Raw genomic sequence first — 24,104 nt, 5'->3', positions numbered from 1 at the left:
CCTGGCACGACGACCGGGTCAGACGCCGGGTGCGGCCTCACCGGCGGCGAGCCGTCGCAGCACGGCGCACACCTCCGGCCCGTCGTGCGGCACCCCGAGCTCCGGCAGGCCGGCCAGCGCCTGGCTCGCGGAGCGGGCGGCGGTCGCCGTGTCGGTGGCCGCCGCGCTGACCGTGGCCAGCAGCGCGTCGTACCAGCCGTCCAGCCGGTCACCGGGCTCGTAGCCGCCGACGGCGACGACGTCCACGCCCGCCTCCGGCTGCGGCTGCGGCCGGCCGGTCCCGGGCAGCCGGCCGGCCACCCGGCCCGCCTGCCCCGGCGGCAGCGTCGCGCGCAGCTGCACGGCGACGGCGGACCGCCAGTCCGACGACGTCGGTCCCTGCGTGTCGGGGCGGTGGGGGGCGGCGCTGCGCAGCGCCAGCTCGACCGCGTCGACGCCGTGGGCCCGCTCGAGGACGGCGATGTCCAGGGAGAAGCCGGCGGCCACCTCGGCCAGCTCTCCGTCCGGCGAGATCCCGACGGTGACCAGCCCGCGCCAGCCCACCTCGGCCAGCCGGCCGGCGGCGGCCGGCACCGCGGTCCGCCCGTCCGGGGTCCACGAAACGCGGGCGATGCCGGCGGCGCGGTCGCGGGAGACCGGCGTCGGGAAGCGGAGCCCCTCGTCGGTGACCCAGGCGAGCAGCCCCCGCTCGCTGGCCGGCTCGACGCCGTCGCCGCCGAGCCGCTCGAGGACGTCGGGGTCGGGGCCGACCCAGACCAGGCCCGCCTCGCGCACCGCGGCGGCCAGCCGGGCGTTGCCCGCCAGCGCCGGCGGCACGGGGAGGACGGCGGAGACCCCGCTGCGGCGCGCGGCCTCCACGATGCGGTCGACGGCGAGGTAGGACTCGGTGGCCGGCGCGGGGCCGAGCAGCACCGCCTCGTCGGCCAGCCGCACGTGCCGCGCCGAGCGCTCGGCCTCGGAGTGCACCGCCACGGCCTTCACGCCCAGGCGGGTGAGCGAGGTGATGACGCCGCACGCGGCCGGACCGCGTCCCGCGACGAGCACGCTCTCGATCCCCAGCTGTGCCACTGCTCCTCCTGCGTCCCCGCCCCGCGCATGCGCGCCCTCGCCTCGTGAGAGGCTGGAGTTGTCAGCTTGGCGGTTCCGGCTCCGACGCGCACGCCACGTGCGCCGTCTCACGTCGACCGCATACCCCGGGCCCGGGCGGGCCCACCGGCAGAGAGAGGAGGGCAGCGATGTCCAAGCGTGGACGCAAGCGTCGCGCTCGCAAGAAGAGCGGCGCCAACCACGGCAAGCGCCCCAACGCTTGATGACAGGCCCGGGAGCATCGCAGCGAGGAACGAGCGAGGAGCGGACCGGGCCGCGGAATCGAGCAATGTGGAGAGCTTGAGCTCCTGCCCTCGTCGAGGGCCGCGGATGCTCGAAGGCCCCGTCCCGCAGCTGCGGGACGGGGCCTTCGCCGTCCTGGGGTCAGAGCAGAAATGGCCATTTCTGCCCCGGGGCTACTCGCCGGAACGCTCCACCGTGAGCCGCTCGACGGTGACCTGGGTGCCGTCTTCCTCGAAGGAGACGCTGGTCAGCTGCATCTTGATCCGCTCGCGGAGCGAGGGCGGCGGCACGTCGCCACCGCAGCGGCGCCGGACCAGGGCCTTGAACTCCTGCTCGATGCCGAACTCGCGCAGGCAGGAGGAGCAGTCCTCGAGGTGCTCGGCGATGATCCCGCGGCGGGCATCGCTGGTCTCGTGGTCCAGGAACTCGAAGACGTGGGTGAGCACGTCGTCGCAGGAGTTGATCTCGATCGGCTCGCCGGCCTGAGGTGCGTCGTCGGACATCAGGAGCTCGCCTCCTCACCGGCTCCGGCGCGGACGAAACCGCGCTCGCGGGCGTAGTCCGCCAGCAACTTCTGCAGCCCGCGGCGGCCGCGGTGCAGCCGGGACATCACCGTGCCGATGGGCGTGCCCATGATCTCGGCGATCTCCTTGTAGGCGAACCCCTCGACGTCCGCGAGGTACACCGCCAGCCGGAAGTCCTCGGGCAGCTGCTGCAGGGCCTCCTTGATGTCGGAGTCCGGCAGGTGGTCCAGCGCCTCGATCTCGGCGGAGCGCAACCCGCTGGAGCTGTGCTCCTCGGCGGCGTACAGCTGCCAGTCCTGCACCTGGTCGGTGGGGTACTGCTGTGGCTGGCGCTGCTTCTTGCGGTAGCTGTTGATGTAGGTGTTGGTCAGGATCCGGTACAGCCAGGCCTTGAGGTTGGTGCCCTCGGCGAACTGGTGGAAGGCCGAGTAGGCCTTCACGAACGTCTCCTGGACCAGGTCCTCGGCGTCGGCGGGGTTGCGGGTCATCCGCAGCGCCGCCGGGTACAGCTGGTCGAGGTAGGGCAGGGCGTCCCGCTCGAAGCGGGCGTCCCGCTCGGCACGGGTCTCGGCGACCTCCGTGCGGCTTCCGCCCTCGCGCGCCTCGGGGACCTCCACCTGCGCGGGGGTCTGACCGGGCTCGTCGACCACGGGCTCCTCGGGCACCGACCGTCCTCTCTGGGCTCCCCGGGTGCGGGGGACCACGTCGATCGATCCTAGCCGCGCGGCATCCGGGCGGCCTGGTGGCCGCCGGGGCGCGACCCGCGGACGGGCGTTCGAGAGGGTGCTGCTCACGGCCGGTGCAACCGGGCCGGTCGCGCGCCGATTCCCGGTCGGCTCCGGAAAGGCGGCCGCGTCCTAGGCTCCCGGCGTGGCGTCCACCCCCGCCGTGCGGGTCCTCGAGAAGCACTCGGTGCCGCACACCCTGCACACCTACGACGTCGGTCAGGTCGGCGACGCCGGCTACGGCGAGGCTGCCGCGGCCGCGCTCGGCGCGGACCCCCGGCGGATGTTCAAGACGCTGGTCACCGCGGTGGACGGCGCCCTGACGGTGGCCGTCGTCCCGGTGGCGACGACGCTGGACCTCAAGGCGCTCGCCGCCGCCGTGCGCGGGCGGAAGGCGGCCATGGCCGACCCGGCCGACGCCGAGCGCGCGACCGGCTACGTGCGCGGCGGGATCAGCCCGCTGGGCCAGCGGAAGGCGCTGCCGACGGTGGTCGACGAGTCCGCGCTGGATTTCGACACCGTGCTGGTCAGCGCGGGCCGGCGCGGCCTGCAGGTCGAGCTGGCGCCCGGCGACCTGGTCCGGCTGACCCGCGGGCGCACCGCACCCATCGCTCGCTGACCGCCGCGGTCAGGGCCGCCCGTAGGGCGTGAGCAACTGGTCGACCGGGGCGTGGTCGTCGGTGAGCACCTCGGCGTCGCCGACGAAGGCGTCGAGATCGGCACCGGAGGAGAGCCGCCAGGCCAGGTCGTTGTCGATCATCGCGGCGGCGATGGCCTCGGTGTCCAGCGGCCGCTGCGAGGCCACGGCGATGACGTTGCCGCCGTCCTCACCGGTGAGGATCGGCACCCGGGCCAGCACCACCACGTGCGCGAACACCTCGCGCAGCGTCGCGAGCTCCGCGCGCACGAACCCCAGCGGCGGGTTGTCGATCAGGTTGACCGCGTAGACGCCGTCGTCGGCCAGCGCCCGGTCGACCAGCCGCAGCGCCTCCCGGGTGGTGAGCTGCCACGGCACGGACAGCCCGCCGAAGGCGTCCCCGATGACGAGGTCGCGCTCCCCCGCCGGCTCGTCGGCCAGCCCGACCCGGCCGTCGGCCACCCGGACCTGCAGCTCGTCGGAGGTCTCCAGGGCCAGCTGCTCGCGGTCGATCGCGACGACACCCGGGTCCACCTCGACGACCAGGCTGCGCGTGCCCGGGCGCACCTCGGCCAGGTAGCGGGGCAGGGTCAGCCCGCCGCCGCCGACGTGCAGGGCCGAGATGGCCGCGCCGGCCGGGAACGCGGCGTCGGTCACCGACGCGATCGCCCGCACGTACTCGAACTCCAGGTGCGTCGGGTCGGCGAGGTCGACGTAGGAGTGCCGGAGGGTGTCCAGGAGCAGCACCCGGCCGGAGTCCCGCTCGGGATCGGCCACCACGCGGGCGCAGTGGTAGGCCGTCTCCTCCTCGCACGGCGTGGGCGCGACGGCGGCCAGCCCGGCCCCGACCACCGCCAGGACGACGAGCGCGACCGGCGCCCGCCCGTACCCGCTGCCCCGCTGCAGCAGGATCCCGAGCGCCACGCCGACCGCGACGGTGACCACGCCGGTGCCGACCAGGACCACGCTGCTCGGGAGGATCGCGATCAGCAGGAAGCCGGTGACGAACGTGGCCGCGATCGCCCCGAGCGTGCCGATGCCCGAGAGCCGGCCCACCACGGCGCCGGTCTCCTCCAGGTCGGACAGCTGGAGCTTCACCACCATCGGCGGCACCGCCGACAGCAGCGCCGCCGGCACCACCACGGCGACCGCGGCCAGCAGCAGCACCGCCCCGGCGTCCGCGCCGCCGACCAGGGACCCGGTGAAGCGCACCAGCGGGAGCACCGCGATGACCAGGGCGCCGCCCGCGACCATGAGCGGTGCGATCAGCCGGCGGGGATCGATGCGGTCGGCCGCGGCCCCGCCGGTCCACGCGCCGAGGGCGATCGCGGCGAGGGCGAACCCGATGACGGCGGTGCTGGTCTGCAGCGTGACGCCGACGTAGGGGGCGATGAGCCTCAGGCCGACGATCTCCATGACCAGCACGGCGGCGGAGCTGAGGAAGGTGACGGTGGCGGCGACCCATCCGGCCAGCGGGGCGGGGGGTGCCGCGGTGGGCGGGGAGGTCCCGGCGGGCACGGACTCCTCGGCGGGCACGGACTCCTCGGCGCGTGCGGCCACGTCAGAACAGCGCCGGCTGGTCGGCCGGCTCCGCGACGGTCTCCGCGCGATAGGTCAGCTGCCGGCCGTTGTTCGCGACGTTGTTCACCGCGGTGCTCACGGGGCGCAGCTCCAGGGCCTCGACGACCTCGGGCGGGGTCGGGCCGCTGAGCTGCTCGACGTCCTCGCGGGCGGGGTCCAGCCAGTCCGCCCACCGGTCGCGCGGGAGGACCAGCGGCATCCGGTCGTGGATCTCGGACAGCGCCCCCACGGCCGGCGAGGTGACGACGGTGCAGGTGTAGAGGCGGTCCTCCCCGCGGCCCCACACCTCCCACAACCCGGCCAGCGCGAGCACCGAGCCGTCCTGCGGGGTGATGAAGTACGGCTGCTTGCCCGGGCTGTCCAGCCGCTTGGCCCACTCGTACCAGCCGTCGGCCGGGACGATGCAGCGGCGCGTGCGGGCCGCCGTCCGGAAGGCCGGCTTGTCGGTCAGCGACTCCACCCGGGCGTTGATCATGCGGTTGCCGATCGACACGTCCTTGGCCCAGGACGGGACCAGGCCCCAGCGCACGGCGCGCAGCTCGCGGTGGCCGCCGCCGGTCAGCGCGCCCTCGGCGTCCCGCTCCTTCTTCCAGCGGACGACGTGCACGTCCTTGGTGGGCGCGACGTTGTAGTCGGCCGGCACCGCGTGCTGCCCGCCGGCGGGCACCGCCTCGAACTCCAGCGCCAGGTCCTCGGGCTTGCGACTGGCGGCGTAGCGACCGCACACGGGCGTCTCCTCGCACCGGATCTGCTGACCGTTCGCACTCTAGGTGCCCCCACCGACAGCGCGCCCCGCCCGTGACAGCGGGAGGCGTTTGGGGTACCCCTCTGTCGGAACAGCCGACGAGAGACGAGGATCACCGCGTGACCGTGACGCAGAACGCCCCCACAACCGCCAGCGACAGCGCCTCCCGGCGCTACGCGACCGTCAACCCCTTCACCGGCGAGACGGAGAAGGAGTTCCCGTTCACCGAGACGTCGGAGATCGACGGCATCATCGGTACGGCGCACAGCGCCTACCTGGCGTGGCGCGACCGCTCCGTCGAGGAGCGCGCCGCCGTCGTCCAGAAGGCCGCCGAGCTGCTGGACGAGCGGATCATGGACTACGCCGCCCTCATCACCAAGGAGATGGGCAAGCGCCGCGACGAGGCCGTCGGCGAGCTCTTCCTCTGCTCGATGATCCTGAAGTACTACGCCGGCAACGGCCCGAAGTTCCTCGAGCCGACCTCGATCGAGCCGATGATGGGCGGCGGCGAGGCGGTCATCGAGACCAAGCCGGTCGGCGTGCTCCTGGCGATCGAGCCCTGGAACTTCCCCTTCTACCAGGTCGTCCGCGTCGCCGGCCCGAACCTGGTGCTGGGCAACACGGTCATCCTCAAGCACTCCGAGATCACTCCGCAGTGCGCCGTGGCGATCGAGCAGCTGTTCCGTGACGCCGGCGCTCCCGAGGGCGCGCTGATCAACACCTTCCTCAAGATCGAGGACGTCGAGCAGGTCATCGCCGACCCCCGCATCCAGGGCGTGACGCTGACCGGCAGCGAGCGGGCCGGCTCCTCGGTCGCCGCGCTGGCCGGCAAGCACCTCAAGAAGTCGGTGCTGGAGCTCGGCGGCAGCGACCCGTTCATCGTGCTCGACGGCGAGGACATCGAGGCCAGCGTCAAGGCGGCCACCGCGGGCCGCATGGGGAACACCGGCCAGGCGTGCACGGCGTCCAAGCGGCTGATCGTCACCGAGGACGCCTACGAGCCCTTCGTCGAGGGCCTCAAGCAGGCGTTCGGCATCTTCACCCCCGGCGACCCGGCCGACCCGACGACGTCGCTCGCGCCGCTGTCGAGCGAGAAGGCGGCCCAGGACCTGCAGGCGCAGATCCAGGACGCCATCGACAAGGGCGCCACGGTCGTCGCCGGCGGCCAGCGCCCCGACCACGCGGGCGCGTTCGTGTCGGCCACGATCCTCACCGACGTGACCCCGGACATGCGGGCCTACCGCGAGGAGCTCTTCGGGCCCGCGGCCGTCGTCTACAAGGTGAAGGACGCCGACGAGGCCGTCGCGCTGGCCAACGACAGCGACTTCGGCCTCGGTGCCACGGTCATGGGCAGCGACGTCGAGGCCGCGCGGGCCGTGGCCGAGCGGCTCGAGGCCGGCATGGTCTGGATCAACCAGCCCACCGGCTCCTCCCCCGAGCTGCCCTTCGGTGGCGTCAAGCGCTCCGGCTACGGCCGCGAGCTCTCGGAGCTGGCCATGTTCGAGTTCGCCAACCGGCGGCTGCTGCGCACGGTCCCGGTCAAGAAGGCCGAGAAGCCGCAGGCCGGCTGAGCACGTGCGCGGAGGTGCGGCGCAGGCGGGCAGACTGATCACGTGAGTGACGTCTGGCCCGCGCCGCACCACCAGTCCCCCGTCGACGCCGTCGTGCCCCTGCCCGGGTCCAAGTCGCTGACCGCCCGGGCCCTGGTGCTCGCGGCGCTCGCCGACGGGCCCAGCCGTCTGGTGCACCCCCTGAGGGCGCGCGACACCGACCTCATGGTCGGTGCCCTGCGTGCCCTCGGGGTGGGCATCGAGGACGACGGCGACGACTGGCTGGTCACGCCGGCCCCGATGCGGGGTCCGGCGACGGTCGACGCCGGGCTGGCCGGCACCGTCCTGCGGTTCTTCCCCCCGGTGGCCGCCCTCGCCGAGGGCGCGGTCACCGTCGACGGCGACCCCCGCCTGCACGACCGCCCCAACGCCGGCCTGCTCGACGGGCTGCGCGGGGTCGGCGTCCGGATCGACGACGGGGGGCGGGGCAGGGCCCCGTTCACCGTGCACGGCACCGGCCGGGTGCGCGGCGGTGCCGTCGAGGTCGACGCCAGCGAGTCCTCCCAGGTGGTGTCCGGCCTGCTGCTGGCCGCCGCCCGGTTCGACGAGGGCATCGAGCTGACGCTGGCCGGTGGGCTGCCGTCGCTGCCGCACGTCGACATGACGGTCGTGACCCTGCGCGAGCACGGCGTGGACGTCGTCGCGACCGACCGCGGCTGGCGGGTGGCACCCGGTCCGATCGCCGCGCTCGACCGCGTGCTCGAGCCCGACCTCTCCAACGCCGCGCCGTTCCTGGCCGCGGCCCTGGTGTGCGGGGGGCGGGTGACCGTGCCCGACTGGCCCGAGGTCACCACCCAGCCCGGCGCGCAGCTGGACCGGCTGCTCTCCCTGATGGGCGGCACCGCCGAGCGGACCCCCGAGGGGATGCGGTTGACCGGCACCGGCCAGGTGCGCCCGCTCGTCGCCGACCTGCACGAGGTCGGTGAGCTGACCCCGGTGCTCGCGGCGCTGTGCGCGCTGGCCGACGGCCCCTCCCGGCTCACCGGCGTCGCGCACCTGCGCGGGCACGAGACCGACCGGCTGCAGGCCCTCGACGAGGTGCTGACCGCCGTCGGCGCCACCGTGCGGCAGCTGCCCGACGGCCTGGAGATCGAGCCCGGGCCGCTCCGCCCGGCCCGCCTGGACTCCTACGCCGACCACCGCATGGTCATGGCCGGCGCCGTGCTCGGTCTGGCCGTCGAGGGCGTCGAGATCGCCGACCCCGGCGCTGTCACCAAGACGCTGCCGGACTTCACCGACAGGTGGGCCCGGCTGCTGGGCGAGACGGCCGGAGCGCCCCGCTGAGCGGGCACCGCCGCGACGCCCGGCGGATGGACGAGGACGACGTCCGGATCCGCCCCGGCCGCCGGGGGTCCCGCCCGCGCACCCGCATCCGGCCCGCACACGAAGACGCCGTCCCCGGCCTGGTCGTGGCCGTGGACCGCGGCCGGATGACCGTCCGGGTCGACGGCCCCGACGGCGCCGTCGACGTCACCGCGATGCGCGCCCGCGAGCTCGGCAAGCACGGTGTCGTCGTGGGCGACCGGGTGCGGCTGGTGGGCGACACGAGCGGCCGCACGGACAGCCTGGCCCGGATCGTCACCATCCAGGAGCGGACGACGTCGCTGCGCCGGACCGCCGACGACACCGACCCCACCGAGCGGGTGGTGGTCGCCAACGCCGACCTGCTGGTCATCGTCACCTCGATCACCGACCCGGAGCCCGCCCTGGGCTTCCTCGACCGGTGCCTGGTCGCCGCCTACGCCGGCGGCCTGGAGCCGCTGCTCTGCCTGACCAAGAACGACCTCGCCTCGGCCCAGCCGCTGCTCGACCGGTACGCCGGCCTGCGGCTGGACGCGGTCCCGATGTCGCGCGAGATGCCGCTGGACGACCTCCTCGACCGGCTCCGCGACCGGATGAGCGTCTTCGTCGGCCAGTCCGGCGTGGGCAAGTCCACGCTGGTCAACCGGCTGGTCCCGGACGCCCTGCGGGCCACCGGTGACGTCAGCAAGATCGGCAAGGGGCGGCACACGTCGTCGTCGGCCGTGCTCTTCGACCTCCCCGGCGGCGGGACCGTCATCGACACCCCGGGCATCCGGTCGTTCGGCCTCGCGCACGTCACGTCCGGGGACGTCCTCTCCTCGTTCGACGAGATGGCCGACGTCGCCGCGGACTGCCCGCCCGGCTGCGGCCACACCGCGGAGGACCCCGACTGCGCGCTGGACGCCTGGGCCGCGGCCGGCCCTCCGGAACGGCAGGAACAGCTCGCCGCCCTGCGGGTCCTGCTGGGCGCCGTCGGCCAGGTCGGCCCCGGGTACTGACCTCAGCGATCCCTCGGCGACCTGACAGCACTGCTACTTGACATGGCCGGGTACCTGGCGAGACAGTGCACAGGTGACCGGTCACGACCCGCAGATGCTCAAGGGGGTGCTCCCCCTCGTGCTGCTGCGCCTGGTCGCCGACGCCGAGGACTACGGGTACGCCGTCGTGCTCCGGCTGCACGAGCTCGGCCTGGCCGAGCTCACCGAGGGCACGGTCTACCCGGCGCTGACCCGGCTGGAGGCGCGGGGGCTGATGAGCTCCCGGCTGGTCCCGTCGTCGTCGGGCCCGGCCCGCAAGTACTACGCGATCACCCCCGCGGGCAGCGAGGAGCTCGCCCGCGGGGCGGCCGCCTGGGAGTCCCTGGCCGCCACCGTGCACGCCGCCCTGTCCCGCACCGCAGCGAGGAGCGACCGATGACCGTCCGCGACCGGGTCCGGATCGAGCGGGCCGTGCAGTCCTACGACTGGTGGCTGGACCTGCGGGGCGCGCCGCGGCGACGGCGGCGCGAGCTGCGCACGGAGCTGCGGTCGAACCTGCGGGACGCCACCGCGCACGTCGGCTCCCGGGCCGCGGTGTCCGGGCTGGGCAGCACCCGGCAGATGGCCGCCGAGGTCGTCCCCGAGGACCCGACCCGGCCCCGGTGGACCGCCGGGCTGCAGGCGGGGGGCGCCGCCCTGGCGATCGCCGTCCTGGTGGCCCTGCTCGCCGGCCTGGCGTGGGCCGACGGCGCCATGAGCGCCGACGCGAACTCCCCGGCCCGCGGTTCGGTGGCGCTGCTCCCGGGATCGTCGATGGAGTACGAGCCGCTGGGCGACGGGTTCTCGGTGTCCACGGGCGTGGGCTGGCTGCCGCTCGCGGTCGGCGTGCTGGTCTTCGTGGCCGTCGCCCGCCCCTGGCGGGCCCTCCGGGCTCAGACCTCGACGGTGCCGCCGCTGCGCCAGTAGACGCCGGCCTCCCGGGACAGGAAGCCCTCGTCCACCAGGTAGCGGCGCAGCGCTGCGACGTCGGGGTGCCAGACCGCCAGGAGCACGTTGACCTCGCGCTCGGGGTAGCGGACGCCGGGCTCGAAGACCCGCACCAGGTGGTCGAGCACCACCAGCCGCTTGCTGCGCTGCGCAGGGATCGACGTCAGCCGGCCGTCGCGCACGAACGCCGAGAGCACGGCGTCCTCGGCAGGGTCGTCGGACAGCGGCTCGGGTGGCGGGGCGGCCTCGGCGGCGGCCCGTGCGGCGGCGCCGAACAGCTCGGCGCGCAGCTCGAGATCGTGCCGGTCGCGCACCACCAGCCCGGCACGGGCGAGCCGGCGGGCCGCGAGCGCGACGTCCTTCAGGGGCAGCCCGGCGGCCGCCGCGACCTCCTCGATCGTGCCCGCGCCCAGCGCCAGCGCGGCGACGACCCGGAGCCGCACGGGGTCGGCCAGCAGCCCGGCGATGGTCGCTGCGTCCACGCCCCGACGGTAACCAGACCGCAGCGCCCGGCGCCTCGGGCGGCACGCGGTCCAGCGGAACCGGCCGCACCACCAGTAGGTTCGGTGCCCATGACGTCGGGGCGGGGTTTCTCGGAGGACATGCGGCTGGCACACGTGCTGGCCGACCAGGCCGACTCGATCAGCATGGAGCGCTTCAAGGCGCAGGACCTGCAGGTCGAGACCAAGCCCGACCTGACCCCGGTGACCGACGCCGACCGGGCGGTCGAGGAGCAGCTGCGCATCACGCTGAGCCGGGCGCGCACCCGCGACGCGGTGCAGGGCGAGGAGTTCGGCACCACCGGCCACGGCTCCCGCAAGTGGGTGCTGGACCCGATCGACGGGACGAAGAACTTCGTCCGCGGCGTGCCGGTGTGGGCGACGCTGGTCGCGCTGATGGACGGCGACGAGCCCGTCGTCGGCCTGGTGTCGGCCCCGGCGCTGAACCGGCGCTGGTGGGCGGCCAAGGGCGTCGGCGCGTGGACCGGCCGCCGCCTCGAGAACGCCGTCCGCTGCACCGTGTCCGGGGTGCGCTCGCTGGACGACGCGAGCCTGTCCTACTCCAGCCTGTCCGGCTGGGAGGAGCGCGGCGTCCTCGACGGCTTCCTCGACCTGACCCGGTCGGTGTGGCGCACCCGCGCCTACGGCGACTTCTGGAGCTACATGCTGCTGGCCGAGGGCGCGGTGGACATCGCCTGCGAGCCCGAGGTCTCGCTGTGGGACCTCGCCGCCCTCGACGTGATCGTGCGCGAGGCCGGCGGCCGGTTCACCGACCTCGGCGGCACCCCCGGCCCTGCGGGCGGCAGCGCCCTGGCCACGAACGGCGCGCTGCACGACGCCGCCCTGCGGCACCTGCGCCCCGCGACCCCCTAGGCCGCGGGGCCGCCCGGTTCAGTGCGCGGGGCCGGTGCCCGTACCGCCCTTGCCGCCGCCCTGGAACTTCCGGCGCGCCTCGTCGATCTTGGCCTTGGTCCTCGGGTCGTTGGCCAGTTGCTGCGCCTTCTCGGTGGCCTGCTTGATCGCCTGCTTGCCCTTCGGGCTGTTCGCCAGCTGGACGACCTTGTTGAACAGCGATGCCATGCGGCCCGCCCTCCTCATCGGTGACCGCGGGTCCGTGGACCGGCCCGTGTGGTGGTCCAACGGTCGCAGGGCGACGGGCGTTCCGCCGGGTCAGCCGGCGGAGCCCGACCAGCGCCGGGCGGCGTCGGCGAGCCGCGCGTCGGACCGCGGCCGCACCGGGGGCTCCGGACGGCGCCGGGGCACCACGTCGACGCCGACCCCGCGGGCGGCGAGCACCGCCGCACCGATCGCCGAGGCGCTGCGCAGCGGCAGGTGGCCCACCGGCCGGCCCAGGACGTCGGCCAGCACCTGCCGCACCACCGCCGGGCGGGCGCCGCCGCCGGTGACGACCACGGGCGTTCCGTCGTCCCGGAGGTCGAGCGAGCGCACCGCCGCCGCCACCGCGAACGCCACGCCCTCGACCGCCGCCCGGGCCAGGTCCACGCGGGTGGTGGTCGCAGAGAGCCCGGTCCAGCCGCCGCGGTCGTCCGGCCCGGCGATCCCGCCGCGCTCGCCGGTGAGGAAGGGCCGGAACAGCGCTCCCCCGGCGCCGGGCGGGCCGGCCGCGGCGGCGTCGAAGAACCCGTCCCAGCCCAGGCCCAGCACCTCCCGCACCCACGCCCAGGCCGAGCCGCCGTTCTGCAGGGCCGCCATGGCGTACCAGCCGCCCTCGACGTCGGCGTAGGTGTGCGTCGAGGGGTCGGCGGCGGGGTGGGGCGCGGACGCGGGACGCAGCACCTGGATCCCGGTGCCGAGGTTGATCTGCAGCCCGCCGGTCGTGCCGGCCGCCAGCAGCGCGAGCGGGGTGTCCGCGCCGCCGACCACGACCGGCACCTCCGCGCCGCCGAGCGCCGTCGTCCCGACCACCGCCGTGCCCGGCCGCACCTCGGGCAGCAGCTCCGGCGCCACCCCCGCCGCGGCCGTGGCCGCCGCCGACCAGCCGTCGGCGACGACGTCCCACAGCAGCGTGGCCGAGGCGTCGCTGCGGTCGGTGACCGCGACGTCGGCGCCGGGGACCAGCGCCGCCCGCAGCGCGTCCTTGGGCAGCAGCACCGCGGCCGCGCGCTCGAGCACCCCCGGTTCGTGGGCGGCCAGCCAGGCGAGGACCGGCCCGGTCATGCCGGGGACGAGCGGATTGGCCAGCGCCGCCCGGTCGGCCTCCGGGAGCCGCCGCCAGCGGGCCAGCTCGGCGGCCGCCCGCCCGTCGGGCCAGAGCACGGCGGGGCGCACGGGCCGGCCCGCGGCGTCGACGAGCACGGCGCCGTGCATCTGCCCGGACAGGCCGAGCGCCCCGACCGGCCGCCCGCCGAGCGCGGGGACGACGTCGCCGAGCGCCGCCTCGAGCGCCGCGCGCCACACCCGGACGTCGGTCTCCGCCCACCCCGGCCGCGGGCGGTCGACGGCGTGGTCGCGCTCGGCCTCGGCGACGACGACGCCGCCGGCGTCCAGCGCGACGAGCTTCAGGCCGCTGGTGCCGACGTCGGCGCCGAGGAAGACGGGCTCGGTCATGGGTGGGCCGTCACGGCCGGGCCGTCACGAGCCGCCGTCGTCCGCCAGGAAGCCGACCAGCGCGCCGGCGAACACCGGGGAGCGCACCGCGCCGAGGTGGTCCCCGGGCACGGTCACCAGGCGGGCGCCGGGGATCGCGTCGGCCAGCACCTGCGGGTGAGCGGCCAGTGGGTCGGAGTCGCCGGCCAGCACGAGCGTGGGCGCCGCGATCGCCCCCACCGGGAACGGCTCGGTGCGCACCGCCCGGACGTGCGCGGCGAGGGCCTGCCGGTCGGCGCCGGTGCTGTCGGCGAAGGTGCGGAACGCCGCAGCGGTCGGGTCGGAGATCGACGCGGGGTCATCGGTCTCGAGCGCGTCCGCCAGAGCGGTGGAGCGCACCGCCCGCATGTCCCCCCGGCCCCGCTCCAGCACGGCGGCGCCGATACCGCCGACCACCAGCCGGCGCACCCGGGGGTCGCTGCCGGCGAGCACCAGCGAGACCATCCCGCCCATCGAGTAACCGGCCAGGTCGAAGGTCTCCAGGCCCAGCTGGTCGGCGACCGCGGCCAGGTCCCCGGCCATCGCGGCCTCCCCGTAGCGCTCCGGGTCGTGCGGCTTGTCGGAGGCGCCGTGACCGCGGGCGTCGACGGCGACCACCGCGCGGCCGTCGGCCAGCAGCGCCGCCACGACGCCGCTGTCCACCCAGTTGCGCAGGCTGTCGGCGGCGAAGCCGTGCTGCAGCAGCACCGCCGGCCGGTCGCCGGGCACCCCCCACCGGTGCACCGCGACCTCGACGCCGTCCCGGCCGCGCACCCGGCTCGTCACCGGCGCCGGAGCGCTCATGCGGAGCGCTCCGGGCTGTCGCCGTAGGCGTAGCCGCTGTCGGGGTACCGGGTGCCCTCGGCGGCGCCGGGCGGCGCGATCGCCTCGAGCCGGGCGAGGTCCTCGGCGCTCAGCTGCACCGCCGCAGCGGCCGCGTTCTCCTCCAGGTAGCTGCGCCGCTTCGTGCCGGGGATCGGGACGACGTCCTCGCCCTGCGCCATCACCCACGCCAGCGCCAGCTGACCGGCCGAGACGCCCTTCTCCTCGGCCATCGCCCGGACGGCGTCGACCAGCCGGAGGTTGGCCCGGAACGCCTCGCCCTGGAAGCGCGGCTGGTTCTTGCGGAAGTCGTCGTCGTCGAAGTCGTCGGGGCTGGTGATCGCGCCGGTGAGGAAGCCGCGGCCCAGCGGGCTGAACGGCACGATGCCGATGCCGTGCTCGCGCGCGACGCCCAGCACCGAGTCGCCACCCGCCCCACCACCCGCAGCCAACTCCAGGTCGCGGGTCCACAGCGACCACTCGCTCTGCAGCGCCGCGATCGGGTGCACCGAGACCGCCCGCCGGATCGAGGCGGCGCTGGCCTCCGACAGCCCGAGGTACCGCACCTTGCCCTGCTGCACGAGCTCGGCCATGGCGCCGACGGTGTCCTCGATCGGGACCTTGGCGTCCACCCGGTGCTGGTAGTAGAGGTCGATGACGTCGACGCCGAGCCGCCGCAGGCTGGCCTCGGCGCGGGCCCGCACGTTCTCCGGCCGGCCGTCGATCCGCATCCGGCCGCGCTCGTCGCGGGAGATGGAGAACTTGGTGGCCAGCTGCACCTCGTCGCGGCGGGCGGCGATCGCCTCGCCGACCAGTTCCTCGTTGTGCCCGTCGCCGTAGACGTCGGAGGTGTCCAGGAAGGTGATGCCGAGGTCGAGTGCGCGGTGGATCGTCGCCACGGACTCGGTGCGGTCGGCGGCGCCGTAGCTCTGGCTCATGCCCATGCAGCCGAGGCCGAGGGAGGAGACGGTCAGGCCGCCGAGGGTGCGGGTGCCGGGTGCGGGAGAGGTCATGGGCGCATCTTCGTCCCGGTGACCAGGGCGGGCACCTCTGGTGGGATCGTGGACCCCGGGTCCTGGTGGTCAGGGCCCGCGAGGAGGCACGCCGTGCAGTACGCCGAGTCCGTCATCGACCTGGTCGGCAACACCCCGCTGGTGCGGCTGTCGTCGATCACCCGGCACCTCGGGCCCGACGCCCCGCTGGTGCTCGCGAAGGTCGAGTACCTCAACCCCGGCGGGTCGGTGAAGGACCGCATCGCCGTCCGCATGGTCGACGCCGCCGAGGCCAGCGGCGAGCTGCAGCCCGGCGGCACCATCGTCGAGCCCACCAGCGGCAACACCGGCATCGGGCTGGCCCTGGTCGCCCAGCAGCGCGGCTACAAGTGCATCTTCGTGTGCCCCGACAAGGTCGGGCAGGAGAAGATCAACGTGCTGCGCGCCTACGGCGCCGAGGTCGTCGTCTGCCCCACCGCCGTCGACCCCGCCGACCCGCGCTCCTACTACTCGGTGTCCGACCGGCTCAGCCGCGAGACACCCGGCGCCTGGAAGCCCGACCAGTACTCCAACCCGAACAACCCGCGCTCGCACTACGAGACCACGGGCCCGGAGATCTGGGCGCAGACCGAGGGACGGGTCACGCACTTCGTCACCGGCGCGGGCACCGGCGGCACGATCAGCGGCGTCGGTCGCTACCTCAAGGAGCAGTCCGGCGGGAAGGTCCAGGTCATCGGCGCCGACCCCGAGGGCTCGGTCTACTCCGGCGGCACGGGCCGGCCCTACCTGGTCGAGGGTGTCGGCGAGGACTTCTGGCCGAGCACCTACGACCAGGAGGTCGCCGACGAGATCATCGCCGTCTCCGACGGCGACTCGTTCGCGATGACGCGGCGCCTGGCCCGCGAGGAGGGGCTGCTCGTCGGCGGCTCCTGCGGCATGGCCGTGGTGGCGGCGATGCGCGTGGCCGAGCGGCTGACCAAGGACGACGTCCTGGTCGTGCTGCTGCCCGACGGCGGGCGTGGCTACCTGAACAAGATCTTCAACGACAACTGGATGGCCGACTACGGCTTCCTCGAGGCCGGCGCCGGCGAGACCGTGGGCGAGCTGCTCGAGGCCAAGGGCGGCAGCACCCCCACGCTGGTGCACACCCACCCGAACGAGACCGTCCGCGACGCCATCGACATCCTGCGCGAGTACGGCGTCAGCCAGGTGCCGGTCGTGCGCGCCGAGCCGCCGGTCACCGCCGGCGAGGTCGTCGGCTCGATCGACGAGAAGACGCTGCTGGACGCGCTGTTCGCGGGCAAGGCGTCGCTGGCCGACCGGGTCGAGAAGCACATGTCGCCGCCGCTGCCGATCGTCGGCTCCGGCGAGGCGGTGAGCGCCGCGGTCGCCCAGCTGGGCGGCGCCGACGCGCTGCTCGTGCACGTCGACGGCAAGCCCGCCGGCGTCGTCACCCGGCAGGACGTGCTGGGCCACCTGGCCGGTCTGACGTCTGCGGGGCTCACGCCTACGGTCGCGTCATGACCGGCTTCAACACCCGCGCGATCCACGCGGGCCAGGACCCCGACCCGGCGACCGGCGCGGTGATCCCGCCGCTGCACCTGACGACGACCTACAAGCAGGACGGCGTCGGCGGGCTGCGCGGCGGGTACGAGTACAGCCGCAGCGGCAACCCGACCCGCGACACGCTGCACGCGGCGCTGGCCGCCCTCGAGGAGGGCACGACGGCCCTGGCGTTCGCGTCGGGCCTCGCGGCCGAGGACACCCTGCTGCGCACCACCTGCCGGGCCGGCGACCACGTCGTCCTGGGCGGCGACGCCTACGGCGGCACCTTCCGGCTGATCTCGCGGGTGCTCTCCGAGTGGGGCCTGGAGCACACGCCGGTCGACCTCGCCGACCCCGACGCGCTGCGGGCGGCCATCCGCCCGACCACCCGCGTGGTCTGGTGCGAGACGCCCAGCAACCCGCTGCTGAACATCACCGACATCGAGGCGACGGCGGCGATCGCGCACGAGGCCGGCGCGCTGCTCGTCGTCGACAACACCTTCGCCTCGCCCTACCTGCAGCGGCCGCTCACCCTCGGTGCCGACGTCGTCGTGCACTCGACGACGAAGTACCTGGGCGGGCACTCCGACGTCGTCGGCGGCGCGCTGGTCACGCGGGACGCCACCCTCGGCGAGCAGCTGGCCTACAACCACAACGCGATGGGCGCGGTCGCGGGCCCCTTCGACGCGTGGATGGTGCTGCGCAGCCTGAAGACGCTCGGCGTGCGGATGGACCGGCACTGCGCCAACGCCGCCCGGGTCGCGGAGTTCCTGTCCGGGCACGACGCCGTCGCCTCGGTGCTCTACCCCGGCCTGCCCGAGCACCCCGGCCACGACGTCGCCGCGCGGCAGATGTCCGGCTTCGGCGGGATGGTCTCCTTCCGGCTGCGCGCCGGCGAGGAGGCGGCGCTGCGGGTCTGCGAGCGGGCCGAGCTGTTCACGCTGGCCGAGTCGCTGGGCGGCGTCGAGTCGCTCATCGAGCACCCCGGCCGGATGACGCACGCCAGCGCCGCGGGCTCCCCGCTGGAGGTGCCGTCGGACCTCGTGCGGCTGTCGGTCGGCATCGAGGACGTCGACGACCTGCTCGCCGACCTCGAGCGCGCGCTGAGCTGATCCGGTTCGCGCCCGCATGCGCCTGGGAGTGGTCTCCCCGGCGCATGTGGGCACGCTGGTGCGCATGAGCGCGCTCAGCGCCCTCCCGAACTTGGTCCGGGCCCGACGAGTCATGCGAACTCGGGCCGATCAGCCGGCGATGACCACGAGTTCGCATGACTCGGGCGCTCAGCGCGGGAGGGTGAGGATCCTCGGCCCGTCGTCGGTGACTGCGACGGTGTGCTCGACGTGCGCGGCGCGGCTGCCGTCGGCGCTGCGCAGCGTCCAGCCGTCGGCGTCCACCCGGTAGTCGTCGCTCCCCCCGCCCAGGAACCACGGCTCGATGGCGATGACCAGCCCGGCGCGCAGCGGCACCCCGCGCCCGGCCCGCCCCTCGTTGGGCACCGACGGTGCCTCGTGCATCGAGCGGCCGACGCCGTGCCCGCCCTGGTCGGTGTTGATGCCGACGCCACCGGCCCGGCCGACGGCACCGATGGCGGCGGAGATGTCGCCGATCCGGTTGCCGACGACGGCCGCCGCGATGCCGGCCGCCAGGGCCCGCTCGGTGGTCGCCACGAGCTCCAGGTCCTCCGGCCGCGGCGTGCCGACGGCGAAGGTGATCGCGCTGTCGCCGACCCAGCCGTCGAGCACCGCGCCGGCGTCCACGCTGAGCAGGTCCCCGTCCTGGAGTTCCTCCGGGGTCGGGATGCCGTGCAGCGCGACGTCGTTCACCGACAGGCAGACCACGCCGGGGAACGGCGGGGTCGTCGACAGCGGCGCGTACCCCTCGAACGGCGAGGTCGCACCGGCGTCGGCCAGCACCTCGCGGGCCACGGCGTCGAGCTGGGTCAGCCGCACGCCGGGTGCGGCAGCGGCGCGGACGGCGGCCAGCATGTCGGCGACGACAGCGCCCGCGGCCCGCATCGCGTCGATCTCACCGGGTGTGCGCAGCTCGATCACGCGGACTCCCCCGGCGCGGCGGTCAGCACGGTCGTGAAGTGCTCGACGACCGGGAACGGCTCGTAGAAGGAGTGCAGCTCGGCCTTCCAGTCCTGGTAGGCCGGGGAGCCGCGGAACCCCTCGGTGTGGGCCTCCAGCGAGTCCCACTCCACGAGCAGCAGGTAGCCCGTCCCCCGCTCCAGGCACCGGGACAGCCGGAGGCCGCGGAAGCCGGGCGAGGCGGCGATCAGCCGCCGCGCCCGGCCGAAGGCCGCTTCGAAACGGTCCTGCTCGCCCTCCCGGACGGTCAGCAGCGCGTGCTCGAGGATCACGCCCGCGACGCTATCGGCCGCCGCGGGCGGCCGGCCGGTCGGGGCAGGTCAGCTCTCCGAGCCGGCGACCAGGTCGGCGTAGTCGTCGTGCTTGCCGATCCACCCGCGCACGAACGAGCACCGCGGGACGACGGAGCCGCCCTGGGCGCGCACGTCGTCGAGGGCGCCGCGGACCAGCGTGCTGCCGAGCCCGGACTGCCCGGCGTCGGGGTCCACCTCCGTGTGCGTGAACACGAAGGTGGACCCGTCGCGCTGGTAGTCGGCGTGACCGAGCAGGCGGTCGCCGTCGCGGATCTCGTAGCGGTTGGCGTCCGGGGCGTTGGTGACTGTGGGCTCCATGCCCAGCCCCTACCCGCGAGCGGCCGCTTCGATCACTCCGCCAGGGCGAGTGCCCGTGCGGGGCAGGACTGGACGGCGTCGCGGACCGCGTCCAGCTCGCGGGCCTCGGGTTCCTCCCGGTGCAGCTGGAGGACGCCGTCGTCGTCGAGCTCGAAGACGTCGGGCGCCAGGGACTCGCACACGCCCGAGCCGACGCAGCGCTCGCGGTCGACCTGCACCCGGCTCATCGCTGCCCCGTGAACCGCGCCGGCAGCCGCTTGAGGCCGTTGACGAAGGAGGAGCGCAGCCGGTCGGGCTCGCCGGTGATCTCCAGGTCGGGGCAGATCTCGAACAGCCGGCGAAAGGTCACCGCCAGCTCGCGGCGGGCCAGGTGGGCGCCCAGGCAGAAGTGCGGTCCGTGCCCGCCGAAGCCGACGTGGTTGTTCGGGTTGCGGCTGACGTCGAACCGGTGCGGGTTCTCGAACGCCTCCGGGTCGCGGTTGGCCGCGGCGTAGAACAGCAGGAACTTGTCGCCCTCCTTGAAGGAGTGGCCGTTCACCTCGCCGTCCCGGGTCGCGGTGCGGCGCATCCAGGTGACCGGGCTGACCCAGCGGACGATCTCCTCGACGGCGGTCTTGTCCAGCGACGGGTCGGCCATCCAGGCGGCGCGCTGGTCCGGGTTCTCCGACAGGGCGAACAGGCCCTGCGCGATCGCCGTGCGGGTGGTCTCGTTGCCGGCCACCAGCAGCAGGATGAAGAACGAGGCGATCTCCTGGTGGGTCAGCTTCTCGCCGTCCACCTCGCTGTTGACCAGCGCCGTCGTCAGGTCGTCGGTGGGGTTGGCGACGCGCTCTGCGGCCAGCCGCTCCATGAGCGCGGCCATGTTCATGCCGGCCTCGAGGAGCGCGGTGAGCGGGTCCTCCTCGTCGGTCAGCTCGGGGTCGCCGCCGGAGAGGATGGTGTTCGAGGCGTTGAGGACCAGCAGGCGGTCCTCCTCGGGGACGCCCATCATGTCGCAGATGATGCGCAGCGGGATCGGCGCGGCGATGTCGGCGACGACGTCGATCCGAGCCGTCGCCCGCCTCGGCCTTGGCGCGGGCCTCGACCAGCACCTGGTCGACGATGCCGATCACGGAGTCGAGGACCTGCTCGAGCATCCGGGGCGTGAAGGTCTTGGCGACGATCCGCCGGATCCGCGCGTGCCGCGGGTCGTCCATGCTGATCATCGAGCCGTAGAACTCGCTGAGGTCGGCCGGCAGGTCCTGGATGGACACCGCGCCCTTGCCCGAGCAGAAGGTGGCCGGCTCGGAGCTGATCGCGTCGAGGTCGGCGAGGCGGGTGACCGCCCAGTAGCCGGGGCCGGGCTCCATGCCCTCCATCACCGGCTCCTCGAAGTGGGCGATGGGGCGCTCGGCGCGCAGCTTGTCGAAGACCGCGTGCCGGACCGCCGGCGGCTCCGCCCAGAAGTCGCGGTCGGAGAGGTCGATCGCGTCGATGTCGAGCGCATCGACGTCGACGGAGCCGGCAGGGGTGTTCACGGACACGGGGCGCCTCACTGTCGGGCAGATGAAAACGGTCAGCGCTGACGCTAATCAGCGGAGGGGTGACGCACAACACTCGGGTGCCCCCGATTGCGCCACCCCTCCCCCGCGCGGCCGGTTCAGACCAGAGCGGGGACCCGCAGCTCGCCCGCCGCGGCCCCGGTCAGCCCGCGGCGGCGCAGCTCCGGCAGCACGCCCTCGCCCACCCAGTAGGCCTCCTCCAGGTGCGGCTGCCCGGAGAGGATGACGTGCTCGACGCCGACAGCGGCGTACTCCTCGATCAGCGAGGCGACCTCGGCGTGGCTGCCGACCAGCGCCGTCCCGGCCCCCTGCCGCACGAGGCCCGGTCCCGCCCACAGGCCGGGGTGGATCTCCAGCCGCTCGTTGGCGCCGTTGCGCAGCGCGGCCTGCCGGCGCTGGCCCTCGCTGTCAGCAGCGCTGAACTTCTCCTGGGCGCGGGCGATGACCTTCGGGTCCATGCGGGCCTGGATGCGCCCGGCCTCGGCCCAGGCCTCCTCGGAGGTGTCCCGGGCGATGACGTGCGCGCGGATGCCGAAGCGCAGCGTGCGGCCGTGCCGGGCGGCGCGCTGCCGCACGTCCTCCACCAGCTCGCCGACCTGGGCCGGCGGCTCGGTCCAGGTGAGGTAGGTGTCGGCCTGCGCCGCGGCCACCTCGCGCCCGGCCGGGCTGGCACCACCGAAGAAGATCTCCGGCGCGACCGCGGGCGGCCGGGCCACGGTGGCGCCGGCGACGCGGAAGTGCTCGCCCTCGAAGTCGAACGGGACGCCGGACCAGGCGCCCTTCAGCACCTGGAGGAACTCGTCGGTGCGCGCGTAGCGCTGGTCGTGGTCCAGCCAGTCGCCGAAGCGGCGCTGCTCCTGCAGGTCACCGCCGGTCACCACGTTGAGCAGCAGCCGCCCACCGGAGAGCTCGGCGTAGGCGGCGGCCTGCTGGGCGGCCAGCGTCGGGGTGATCAGGCCCGGCCGGAAGGCGACGAGGAACTTCAGCGTGCTGGTCTGGCCGAGCAGCGCCGCCGTGGTGATCCAGGCGTCGCTGCAGTAGGTGCCGGTCGGGGTCAGCACGGCCTCGAAGCCGAGCGACTCGGCGGCGCGCGCGACCTGGCCGAGGTAGTCCAGCGTGGGCGGGCGGTCGACCGAGCCGGCGCCGGCGGCCTTGGCGGCGCCGACGACCTCGCGCCCGTCGCCGGAGGTGGGGAGGAACCAGTGCAGGTGCAGGGACATGCCAGTACTCCGGGGTGAGGTGGGGAGGAGCCCGCGGGCCGGACCGGCCGCACGGCGGCCGTCCGGGCACGGGACGGGGAAGGGAGCGGCCGGGCAGCGGCCGCGAGCGTCAGCTCAGCGACGGCTCGGACACAGCGCGCTCGCCGAGCGCCGCAGGTCCACGTGCACACGGGTCACCAGAGCGGTGCCGGAGCGCGTCATGCAGCATGTCTATCAGCTTGGTAGGGATTGGCCCAGCACCGGGCTCCCCGAGCACCCGGCAGGGGTCGCCTACTCCGAGAGCGCGGTGGTGAGCAGGGCGACGAGCGCCTCGAGCTGCACGTCGGTCGAGGACGCGACCTCGTCGGACCCGTCGAGCGCCCGGGCGGCGAGCCCGGCCTTGCTGTCGATGAGCTCGGCGATCCGGGCGTCGATGGTCTGCGCGGCGATGATCCGCCAGGCGGTGACCGGCTCGGTCTGCCCGATGCGGTGGCTGCGGTCGATGGCCTGCGTCTGCTCGGCGTCGGTCCAGGAGAGCTCGGCCAGCACGATGTTGGAGGCCACCTGCAGGTTGAGCCCCACGCCCGCGGCGGTCAGCGAGCAGACCGCGACGGCCACCTCGGGGTCGGTGACGAACGCGTCGATGTTCCGCTGGCGGGCCGACGGCGTCTGGTCACCCCGGATCGAGGCGAACCGGATGCCCTGGGCGGCGAACGACTCCTCCGCGACGTCCATGACGTCGACGTGCTTGGCGAAGAAGACCACCTTGCCGGCGCTGCGGGCCAGCTGGGCGGCGTAGTCGGCGGCGAGCCCGGCCTTGGCCTGGCCGATCCGCCGCATCATGCCGAAGACGTTCTCGCCGGTCGCCGACGAGTTCGCGTCCTTGAGCTCCCACCCGGCCACCTTGCGGACCAGGTCGGCGTCGATGCCCTCGACGACGGTGGCCGACTCGCGGGCGGCCAGCGCGCTCTCGTAGCGCTTCACCAGCCGGCGGGCGAGCTCGCGCTCGGCCGCGCGGATGGAGCGGCCGGCCTTGTCGTCCAGCTCGACGGGCAGGTCGGCGATGCGGCGGGCCGGGATGTCGGCGGCGACGTCGACCTTGCGGCGGCGCACGATGCCGAGGTCGATGACGCACTGGCGCGCCGCCGGGTAGAAGCCAGGGTCGGCGGGGGTGAGCCCGGTGGCCTCCAGCGCGTCCATCAGGTCGCCCAGCGGCTTGCTGTCGTCGATCCAGCCGAGGAACTGCCAGATGGCGCGGAAGTCGTCGATGTCGTTGATCAGCGGGGTGCCGGTGAGCGCCATCAGCAGCGGCCGCGCGGTCCAGGAGCGGATCCGCTGGGAGAGCTCGAGGACGTGCTGGGAACGCTGCGAGGTCTTGTTCTTGATGAAGTGCGCCTCGTCCACGACCATGCCGCGGAAGCCGAAGTCGCCCAGCCAGCCGACGTGCCGGTCGAGCACCTCGTAGTTGACCACCACGACGTCGGCGAAGCCGTCGACGGTGTCGCCGTTGCCCTGCACGACGGTCGCCTTGCGGTGCGGCGTCCAGCGCCCGGCCTCGCGCGCCCAGTTGGTCTTGACCACGTTGGGCACCACGACCAGCAGCGGGTAGGCGTCGGCGGCCTCGGCGGCGAGCAGCGCCTGCGCGGTCTTGCCCAGGCCGGGCTCGTCGGCCAGCAGGAAGGTGCGGTGCCCACCGGCCGCGGCGGCGACCAGCTGCCCCTGGTGCGGCATCAGCTCCGAGCCCATCGGGGTGAACCGGTCGGTCGGGAACGGCAGGTCCATGCACGCGGGGGCTCCCCCG

The 24,104-nt window shown here is 74.6% G+C and carries 29 protein-coding genes; 11 read left to right on the top strand and 18 right to left on the bottom strand.

Annotated features, from left to right (window positions below; translation table 11 throughout):
• Nucleotides 1-18: 18 nt before the first annotated feature.
• The gene (locus JKP76_RS09070) at nucleotides 19-1,068 is read right to left on the bottom strand and encodes a biotin carboxylase N-terminal domain-containing protein (RefSeq protein ID WP_200490559.1); all 1,050 of its coding nucleotides are present in this window, start codon (nucleotides 1,066-1,068) and stop codon (nucleotides 19-21) included.
• A gap of 167 nt (nucleotides 1,069-1,235) precedes the next feature.
• Here JKP76_RS09070 and JKP76_RS23990 point away from each other — a divergent pair, with 167 nt between their 5' ends.
• On the top strand, nucleotides 1,236-1,310 hold the full coding sequence (locus JKP76_RS23990) for a 50S ribosomal protein bL37 (RefSeq protein ID WP_014742531.1): 75 nt from the start codon (nucleotides 1,236-1,238) through the stop codon (nucleotides 1,308-1,310).
• Nucleotides 1,311-1,502: 192 nt separating this feature from the next.
• On the opposite strand, the gene rsrA is transcribed toward JKP76_RS23990, so the two are convergent.
• Together rsrA and JKP76_RS09060 are read right to left on the bottom strand one after the other, a co-directional pair.
• On the bottom strand, nucleotides 1,503-1,832 hold the full coding sequence (gene rsrA, locus JKP76_RS09065) for a mycothiol system anti-sigma-R factor (protein WP_200490558.1): 330 nt from the start codon (nucleotides 1,830-1,832) through the stop codon (nucleotides 1,503-1,505).
• Nucleotides 1,832-2,518 carry a sigma-70 family RNA polymerase sigma factor gene (locus tag JKP76_RS09060; protein WP_309229877.1) on the bottom strand — a complete coding sequence of 229 codons (687 nt, stop codon included), beginning with the start codon at nucleotides 2,516-2,518 and terminating at the stop codon, nucleotides 1,832-1,834. Before JKP76_RS09060 ends, rsrA begins: the two co-directional genes overlap by 1 nt.
• Before the next feature lie 205 nt (nucleotides 2,519-2,723).
• Between JKP76_RS09060 and ybaK the strand changes: the two genes are divergently transcribed.
• Nucleotides 2,724-3,197: a Cys-tRNA(Pro) deacylase gene (ybaK, locus tag JKP76_RS09055; RefSeq protein WP_200490557.1), complete on the top strand. Its 474-nt coding sequence runs from the start codon at nucleotides 2,724-2,726 to the stop codon at nucleotides 3,195-3,197.
• Nucleotides 3,198-3,206: 9 nt separating this feature from the next.
• On the opposite strand, the gene JKP76_RS09050 is transcribed toward ybaK, so the two are convergent.
• Nucleotides 3,207-4,775 carry a fused MFS/spermidine synthase gene (locus JKP76_RS09050; RefSeq protein WP_309232895.1) on the bottom strand — a complete coding sequence of 523 codons (1,569 nt, stop codon included), beginning with the start codon at nucleotides 4,773-4,775 and terminating at the stop codon, nucleotides 3,207-3,209.
• 1 nt (nucleotide 4,776) lies between these two features.
• On the bottom strand, nucleotides 4,777-5,523 hold the full coding sequence (locus JKP76_RS09045; protein WP_200490556.1) for an SOS response-associated peptidase: 747 nt from the start codon (nucleotides 5,521-5,523) through the stop codon (nucleotides 4,777-4,779).
• A gap of 137 nt (nucleotides 5,524-5,660) precedes the next feature.
• On the opposite strand from JKP76_RS09045, the gene JKP76_RS09040 reads away from it, so the two are divergent.
• The 5 genes from JKP76_RS09040 to JKP76_RS09020 all read left to right on the top strand — a co-directional run bounded on the left by JKP76_RS09040 (nucleotide 5,661) and on the right by JKP76_RS09020 (nucleotide 10,396).
• On the top strand, nucleotides 5,661-7,112 hold the full coding sequence (locus JKP76_RS09040) for an NAD-dependent succinate-semialdehyde dehydrogenase (protein WP_200490555.1): 1,452 nt from the start codon (nucleotides 5,661-5,663) through the stop codon (nucleotides 7,110-7,112).
• 42 nt (nucleotides 7,113-7,154) lie between these two features.
• Entirely contained in the window at nucleotides 7,155-8,435 is a 1,281-nt protein-coding gene (aroA, locus tag JKP76_RS09035) for a 3-phosphoshikimate 1-carboxyvinyltransferase (RefSeq protein ID WP_200490554.1), read from the top strand.
• Between the two features lie 26 nt (nucleotides 8,436-8,461).
• A complete protein-coding gene (gene rsgA / locus JKP76_RS09030; protein ID WP_200490553.1) occupies nucleotides 8,462-9,451 on the top strand; it encodes a ribosome small subunit-dependent GTPase A in 990 nt (329 codons plus the stop codon).
• Between the two features lie 73 nt (nucleotides 9,452-9,524).
• The gene (locus JKP76_RS09025; protein ID WP_200490552.1) at nucleotides 9,525-9,869 is read left to right on the top strand and encodes a PadR family transcriptional regulator; all 345 of its coding nucleotides are present in this window, start codon (nucleotides 9,525-9,527) and stop codon (nucleotides 9,867-9,869) included.
• A complete protein-coding gene (locus tag JKP76_RS09020; RefSeq protein ID WP_200490551.1) occupies nucleotides 9,866-10,396 on the top strand; it encodes a hypothetical protein in 531 nt (176 codons plus the stop codon). Before JKP76_RS09025 ends, JKP76_RS09020 begins: the two co-directional genes overlap by 4 nt.
• On the opposite strand, the gene JKP76_RS09015 is transcribed toward JKP76_RS09020, so the two are convergent.
• On the bottom strand, nucleotides 10,363-10,899 hold the full coding sequence (locus tag JKP76_RS09015) for a DUF2087 domain-containing protein (RefSeq protein ID WP_200490550.1): 537 nt from the start codon (nucleotides 10,897-10,899) through the stop codon (nucleotides 10,363-10,365). The two genes, JKP76_RS09020 and JKP76_RS09015, sit on opposite strands and share 34 nt — an antisense overlap.
• A gap of 90 nt (nucleotides 10,900-10,989) precedes the next feature.
• Here JKP76_RS09015 and hisN point away from each other — a divergent pair, with 90 nt between their 5' ends.
• Entirely contained in the window at nucleotides 10,990-11,790 is an 801-nt protein-coding gene (hisN, locus tag JKP76_RS09010) for a histidinol-phosphatase (protein ID WP_200490549.1), read from the top strand.
• 18 nt (nucleotides 11,791-11,808) lie between these two features.
• Here hisN and JKP76_RS09005 read toward each other — a convergent pair whose 3' ends face one another.
• The 4 genes from JKP76_RS09005 to JKP76_RS08990 form a co-directional block, all read right to left on the bottom strand.
• Complete coding sequence (locus JKP76_RS09005; RefSeq protein WP_200490548.1) at nucleotides 11,809-11,997, bottom strand: hypothetical protein; 189 nt, start codon at nucleotides 11,995-11,997, stop codon at nucleotides 11,809-11,811.
• 90 nt (nucleotides 11,998-12,087) lie between these two features.
• Nucleotides 12,088-13,485, bottom strand: a complete 1,398-nt coding sequence (locus tag JKP76_RS09000; RefSeq protein WP_200490547.1) for an FGGY family carbohydrate kinase — start codon at nucleotides 13,483-13,485, stop codon at nucleotides 12,088-12,090.
• 24 nt (nucleotides 13,486-13,509) lie between these two features.
• A complete protein-coding gene (locus JKP76_RS08995) occupies nucleotides 13,510-14,307 on the bottom strand; it encodes an alpha/beta fold hydrolase (protein ID WP_200490546.1) in 798 nt (265 codons plus the stop codon).
• Complete coding sequence (locus JKP76_RS08990; protein ID WP_200490545.1) at nucleotides 14,304-15,338, bottom strand: aldo/keto reductase; 1,035 nt, start codon at nucleotides 15,336-15,338, stop codon at nucleotides 14,304-14,306. Before JKP76_RS08990 ends, JKP76_RS08995 begins: the two co-directional genes overlap by 4 nt.
• 93 nt (nucleotides 15,339-15,431) lie before the next feature.
• Between JKP76_RS08990 and JKP76_RS08985 the strand changes: the two genes are divergently transcribed.
• Both JKP76_RS08985 and JKP76_RS08980 read left to right on the top strand, forming a co-directional pair.
• The gene (locus JKP76_RS08985; protein ID WP_200490544.1) at nucleotides 15,432-16,841 is read left to right on the top strand and encodes a cystathionine beta-synthase; all 1,410 of its coding nucleotides are present in this window, start codon (nucleotides 15,432-15,434) and stop codon (nucleotides 16,839-16,841) included.
• Nucleotides 16,838-17,974, top strand: a complete 1,137-nt coding sequence (locus tag JKP76_RS08980) for a cystathionine gamma-synthase (protein ID WP_200490543.1) — start codon at nucleotides 16,838-16,840, stop codon at nucleotides 17,972-17,974. The genes JKP76_RS08985 and JKP76_RS08980 overlap by 4 nt, the downstream gene beginning before the upstream one ends.
• A gap of 168 nt (nucleotides 17,975-18,142) precedes the next feature.
• Here the strand turns inward: JKP76_RS08980 and map are convergent, their stop codons facing one another.
• The 5 genes from map to JKP76_RS20700 are packed head-to-tail and all read right to left on the bottom strand — an operon-like array spanning nucleotide 18,143 to nucleotide 20,554.
• Nucleotides 18,143-18,913 carry a type I methionyl aminopeptidase gene (gene map / locus JKP76_RS08975; RefSeq protein ID WP_200490542.1) on the bottom strand — a complete coding sequence of 257 codons (771 nt, stop codon included), beginning with the start codon at nucleotides 18,911-18,913 and terminating at the stop codon, nucleotides 18,143-18,145.
• Nucleotides 18,910-19,224 (bottom strand): antibiotic biosynthesis monooxygenase, encoded by a 315-nt coding sequence (locus tag JKP76_RS08970; RefSeq protein ID WP_200490541.1) that lies wholly within the window; start codon nucleotides 19,222-19,224, stop codon nucleotides 18,910-18,912. Before JKP76_RS08970 ends, map begins: the two co-directional genes overlap by 4 nt.
• A gap of 48 nt (nucleotides 19,225-19,272) precedes the next feature.
• Nucleotides 19,273-19,563, bottom strand: coding sequence for a GNAT family N-acetyltransferase (locus tag JKP76_RS08965; protein ID WP_200490540.1), 291 nt, complete (start codon nucleotides 19,561-19,563; stop codon nucleotides 19,273-19,275).
• Between the two features lie 32 nt (nucleotides 19,564-19,595).
• Nucleotides 19,596-19,790, bottom strand: a complete 195-nt coding sequence (locus JKP76_RS08960) for a ferredoxin (protein ID WP_200490539.1) — start codon at nucleotides 19,788-19,790, stop codon at nucleotides 19,596-19,598.
• Nucleotides 19,787-20,554: a cytochrome P450 gene (locus JKP76_RS20700; protein WP_242471237.1), complete on the bottom strand. Its 768-nt coding sequence runs from the start codon at nucleotides 20,552-20,554 to the stop codon at nucleotides 19,787-19,789. Before JKP76_RS20700 ends, JKP76_RS08960 begins: the two co-directional genes overlap by 4 nt.
• On the opposite strand from JKP76_RS20700, the gene JKP76_RS20695 reads away from it, so the two are divergent.
• Entirely contained in the window at nucleotides 20,553-21,128 is a 576-nt protein-coding gene (locus JKP76_RS20695; RefSeq protein ID WP_242471236.1) for a hypothetical protein, read from the top strand. The genes JKP76_RS20700 and JKP76_RS20695 overlap by 2 nt on opposite strands.
• A 74-nt stretch (nucleotides 21,129-21,202) precedes the next feature.
• Here the strand turns inward: JKP76_RS20695 and JKP76_RS08950 are convergent, their stop codons facing one another.
• The 3 genes from JKP76_RS08950 to JKP76_RS08945 form a co-directional block, all read right to left on the bottom strand.
• A complete protein-coding gene (locus JKP76_RS08950; RefSeq protein WP_200490538.1) occupies nucleotides 21,203-22,324 on the bottom strand; it encodes an LLM class flavin-dependent oxidoreductase in 1,122 nt (373 codons plus the stop codon).
• Nucleotides 22,325-22,438: 114 nt separating this feature from the next.
• Nucleotides 22,439-22,525, bottom strand: a complete 87-nt coding sequence (locus JKP76_RS23985) for a putative leader peptide (RefSeq protein WP_375335649.1) — start codon at nucleotides 22,523-22,525, stop codon at nucleotides 22,439-22,441.
• Nucleotides 22,526-22,594: 69 nt separating this feature from the next.
• Nucleotides 22,595-24,085, bottom strand: coding sequence for a DEAD/DEAH box helicase (locus tag JKP76_RS08945; protein WP_242471235.1), 1,491 nt, complete (start codon nucleotides 24,083-24,085; stop codon nucleotides 22,595-22,597).
• Between the last annotated feature and the right edge of the window lie 19 nt (nucleotides 24,086-24,104).

This window comes from Blastococcus sp. TML/C7B, assembly GCF_016612845.1.
In the GTDB taxonomy this organism is placed as follows: Bacteria; Actinomycetota; Actinomycetes; order Mycobacteriales; family Geodermatophilaceae; genus Blastococcus.
Note: the sequence above shows the minus strand (reverse complement) of the source record. Positions and strands in the feature narration are given on the sequence as shown.